Origin of the sequence: Pseudomonas sp. 21615526 (assembly GCF_013386245.1) — a bacterium.
Taxonomy (GTDB): domain Bacteria; phylum Pseudomonadota; class Gammaproteobacteria; order Pseudomonadales; family Pseudomonadaceae; genus Aquipseudomonas.
The window spans coordinates 1-4,777 of record NZ_JACAOM010000198.1 but is presented as its reverse complement, the minus strand read 5'-3'; the positions used below and the strand labels follow the sequence as shown (position 1 = coordinate 4,777).

Here is a 4,777-nt window from a genome sequence, read left to right as displayed (position 1 = left end):
GTGCGGGCATCATGGCAAGGGCTTGGGGTAAAAGGAAGCAGGCTAACTATATTTGATGATATTGCGGCCCGTGCCTATCCGGCTTTGGATCCATGGGGCCTCCCTGGCCCGGGACGACTAAAGCGGACGGGGTAAAGTGTGGGAGCTGTCGAGCTTTAGCAAGGCTGCGAAGGCGGCGGCATGATCAATAAAGATGTTGCCTGGCACACCGCTATCGCGGCCTCGCTAAAGCTCGACGGCTCCCACAGAACAGCAGAGCCATACCCCAAAAAAAAGCCCCATCACACTGGACGGGGCTTTCGCATTTCAAACTACCGGCGGCTCTTAGAAAACCACACCCTGACTACGCAGGTAATCGTCATAAGTCCCGCTGAAGTCGATCACCCCACTCGGGCTCAGCTCGATGATGCGGGTGGCCAGGGACGACACAAACTCCCGGTCATGGCTGACAAAGATCAGCGTACCCGGGTAGTTCTCCAACGCCAGGTTCAGCGCCTCGATGGACTCCATGTCCAAGTGGTTGGTCGGCTCGTCCATGATCAGCACGTTCGGCTTTTGCAGGATCAGCTTGCCGAACAGCATGCGACCTTGCTCGCCACCGGAAATCACCTTCACCGACTTCAGGATCTCGTCGTTGGAGAACAGCATGCGGCCCAGGGTACCGCGAACCACTTGCTCGCCTTCCTTGGTCCAGCGGCCCATCCAGTCGAACAGGTTGGACTCGTCTTCGAAGTCCGAAGCATGGTCCTGGGCGTAATAGCCCAGTTCAGCCGCGTCGGTCCACTTGACCGTACCGGCATCCGGGGTCAGTTCGTTGACCAGGGTACGCAGCAGGGTGGTCTTGCCGATACCGTTCGGGCCAATGATCGCCACGCGCTCGCCGGCTTCAACCTGGAAGCTGAAGTCCTTGAACAGCGTCTTGCCGTCAAAGCCCTTGGCCATGCGATCGACGATGACCGCCTGGCGGTGGAGCTTCTTGGTCTGGTCGAAGCGGATGAACGGGCTGACGCGGCTCGATGGCTTGACTTCGGCCAGCTGGATCTTGTCGATCGCCTTGGCACGGGAAGTGGCCTGCTTGGCTTTCGAGGCGTTGGCCGAGAAGCGGCTGACGAAGGATTGCAGCTCGGAGATCTGCGCTTTCTTCTTGGCGTTGTCCGACAGCAACTGCTCGCGGGACTGGGTCGCCACGGTCATGTATTCGTCGTAGTTGCCCGGGAACAGGCGCAGCTCGCCGTAGTCCAGGTCGGCCATGTGGGTGCAGACGCTGTTCAGGAAGTGACGGTCGTGAGAGATGATGATCATCAGGCTGTTACGCTGGGTCAGGATGTTTTCCAGCCAGCGGATGGTGTTGATGTCCAGGTGGTTGGTCGGCTCGTCGAGCAGCAACACTTCCGGATCGGAGAATAGCGCCTGGGCCAGCAATACACGCAGCTTCCAGCCTGGTGACACTTCGCTCATCGGGCCGTTGTGCTGCTCGATGCCGATACCCAGGCCCAGCAGCAACTCACCGGCGCGGGATTCGGCGGTGTAGCCGTCCATCTCGGCGAAGTCGGTTTCCAGCTCGGCCACGGCCATGCCGTCGTCTTCGGTCATTTCCGGCAGCGAGTAGATGCGGTCGCGCTCGGCCTTGACCTTCCACAGCTCTTCGTGACCCATGATCACGGTGTCGAGTACGGTGAATTCTTCGTAGGCGAACTGGTCCTGGCGCAGTTTACCCAGGCGCACGTTCGGCTCCAGCATGACCTGGCCGCTCGACGGGTCGAGGTCGCCACCGAGGATTTTCATGAAAGTCGACTTGCCGCAACCGTTGGCACCGATCAGGCCATAACGGTTGCCTGCGCCGAACTTGACCGAAACGTTCTCAAATAGCGGCTTGGCGCCGAACTGCATGGTGATGTTAGCTGTGGAGATCAATTACTTTACCTATCAATAGCTTGGAGTGCGCTAATTTGAGCCGGGCCCATTTTGTGGCCCAGGCCAACGGGCATACGTCGGCAGCGACATCAAGGCTTGGGGCCCAGTCGCTGAGCAGAAAAATGGGTGCATGTTGGAATTTGGCGCGCATTGTCGCATATGTCAGGCGGGAGTTGTATGGCGCTGCACGGATGGATTCGCCCGAGTCTCCGGCATTGCCACCCACACCAGCCCCAATGCGACGGCCGCCACGCCGGCCAGGGTCAGGAACGCGGCGTTGTAACCCGCCCACTGCACGACAAAACCTGCCAGGCTGCTGCTCAAGGCCGCGCCGAGGCCGAATGCCGTGGACAGCGCGCCCAGGCTGACATTGAAGCGTCCGGTGCCCTGGGTGAGGTCTTTGACGATCACCGGAAACAGCGCGCCGAACACCCCGGCGCCGACCCCGTCAAGCATCTGCACTGCCACCAGCCAATAAGGATCACTGGACAGCGTATACAACACGCCCCGCAGCGGCAGGATCATGAAACCGGCGAGCAGCAACGGCTTGCGCCCCCACACGTCGGCCTTCACGCCCACCAGCCAGGCCACCGGCACCATCACCAACTGGGCCGCGACGATGCAGGCCGAGGTCAGCGGCGTGGCCATCTGCAGGTTGATCTGCGACAGCTTCTGGCTGACCAGCGGCAGCATGGCCGCATTGGCCAGGTGAAACAGCGCGCAGCAGATGGCAAACAGCATCAAGGGCCTGTTCGCCAGAAGCACGGCCAACCCCGACGGTTGTTCATGGCCGGTGCCATGCGCAGGGTCGAAACCCCGTGCGACTTCGTGGTCGATTGCCTGGGCTGACACGCAGCTGACCGCGATGACACTCGCCGCAGCCATGACTGCCATCAGATAGAACACCGCCACCGGGCCGAACAGGTAGGCAAATCCACCGGCGAGGAGGGCCGCCACCGCGTTGCCGGCGTGGTTGAAGGTTTCATTGCGGCCGGTGCGCCGGGTAAAAGCGCGCGGCCCGGTGATCCCGAGGGAAATCGCCGAGATGGCCGGCGCAAACACCGAGGCCGCCGCTGCACTGGCCGCCTGGGTCAGCGCCACCAGGCTGAAGGAGCTGACGAAGGGCAGGAGCAGGCAACTGGCAGTCACCAGCAGCGCGGCGATCACGATCACTGCCCGTTTGCTGCGGGTTCGGTCAATTAATGCGCCGGCCGGCGTCTGGGTGAGCAGGGCCGCGACGCCGGCCAGGGTCATGACTACGCCGATGCTGGCGGGGTCCCAGTGGTGCACGGCCAGCAGATAAATCGCCAGGTACGGCCCCAGTCCGTCACGCACGTCCGCCAGGAAAAAGTTCAGGCTGTCCAGGGACAGGGTGTTGCGCAGGTCAGAGCGAGTGGCCATGGCACGGTCTTCAGGCAAGAGGTCGGTAGCAGTAGTGACCCATGGCGTGAAGGTATAGTTTCTGAAGGCGGCGTTGCACTCGTATGGCAATACAAGCAAAAACATTTACAAAGTGGAGCCATTTGCATCGAAAAATAGCGCTGATCGAGGCTTTTTCAGGGCTTTTTATTGTTAACAGTTGAACATCCAATAAGCCTGGCTTATTTTCCGTCCGTTCGCCCTACAGTGAAGGCTCTTTACCGGTTCAAGGATGGCGAGGCTTTCGGTGTAGGGCGGACTTCTTTTGTCGCAATGACCGGAACATATTGGAGACGCAATGGACATGCTGTCAGCCCAGGTATCAAAACCAGCCCGCTCAACTGCCCCGTGCTACACCCTCACCGCCATCAAGCGCCCGTGCTGATTGGCTGCCGTGCAGGCAAAAAAAGGCCCGTGGGGTAGACGGGCCAAGGTGTTCACTGGAGTAGGTAGCCTTCACCCTATAGGTCAACACGTGAAGGCCATGTGAAAACCATGTCGCAGGAACGGATGTATCTCCGTGTCAGGGTTTGCGCACGAACGTGCGCATGGTTTGCCCTGGGCCGGTACTGAAGCGGGTAGGGCGGGGCATGCCTTCATCTGCCGCAATAAACACGAAGTGATCACCTTCCAGCCGGTAACTCGCGGGTAACTGTTTGCCGGCATCCTCTCCCATCGAGTCAACCCAGGTAATGCTTTTGGGTGCCGTGCTGGCATCGAGCGTGAAGCTGCCTGCCAGTAAAACCTCGCCGTCGACCGTCACCACCTGGAATTGATCGCCCGAGATTGTCGTGATCGCGCCTGGCGCGCTGTGTTCATCCGTGGGATTGAGCACACCATTGTCTTCCAGCGCCGTTTGTTCCCATGCCCCCTGGAGCGCCTGGAAATCCGCATTTGAAGCACGTGTCATACAAATTCCTTTTTGGTTAAAAAACGAGCAGTCAATACCTTGGTGCGTAGATGCCTGACGGATAAGCTGAATCGATTTTGTGAGAATTGTCTGGTTTCTCATTGTTGCGTACGAATTTTCCCAGTATTCACGGGTATTTAGCGCCATTTTGTGCGTTGATTCGGAAACGGTTCTTTACAAGTTCGTCTACGCTCAGCACCAGGGTAGGGGCTCCTGCGTAATCTGAACGAAAACAATCTACGGTGATGTGGGATTTTTCCATGACCGAGGTGGTCCGATGACCATCGGTAGACCGTTCGTGTCTTGTGTACAGGGCGTTGTCCCTGATTTTCAAGCGGCCATTCAGTATTTGATGAATATGTGTGACCGCTGACTGTCGACTTTTTAAGGTGCATCAGTTTTGAATAAAACTCCTCGGCTCCACGCTCATGCGGCATCGGACGAAATTGATCTGTTTGAACTGTGTCATGGTATCTGGCGGCAAAAGAAGTTGGTGCTGGGGTGTTCGATTTTGGCGGGGGTGCTGGGGGTGGG

The 4,777-nt window shown here is 58.8% G+C and carries 4 protein-coding genes; 1 reads left to right on the top strand and 3 read right to left on the bottom strand.

The annotated features are described in order from the left end of the window. Positions 1-324: 324 nt before the first annotated feature. The 3 genes from HX786_RS30935 to HX786_RS30925 all read right to left on the bottom strand — a co-directional run bounded on the left by HX786_RS30935 (position 325) and on the right by HX786_RS30925 (position 4,243). Complete coding sequence (locus tag HX786_RS30935; protein ID WP_178913047.1) at positions 325-1,914, bottom strand: ABC-F family ATPase; 1,590 nt, start codon at positions 1,912-1,914, stop codon at positions 325-327. 162 nt (positions 1,915-2,076) lie between these two features. Continuing rightward, positions 2,077-3,315, bottom strand: coding sequence for an MFS transporter (locus tag HX786_RS30930; RefSeq protein ID WP_177047259.1), 1,239 nt, complete (start codon positions 3,313-3,315; stop codon positions 2,077-2,079). Positions 3,316-3,856: 541 nt separating this feature from the next. Then, on the bottom strand, positions 3,857-4,243 hold the full coding sequence (locus HX786_RS30925) for a TIGR03067 domain-containing protein (RefSeq protein ID WP_008436175.1): 387 nt from the start codon (positions 4,241-4,243) through the stop codon (positions 3,857-3,859). 400 nt (positions 4,244-4,643) lie between these two features. On the opposite strand from HX786_RS30925, the gene HX786_RS30920 reads away from it, so the two are divergent. Beyond that, on the top strand, positions 4,644-4,777 hold a 134-nt coding region (locus HX786_RS30920), incomplete at its 3' end, for a Wzz/FepE/Etk N-terminal domain-containing protein (RefSeq protein ID WP_256735349.1).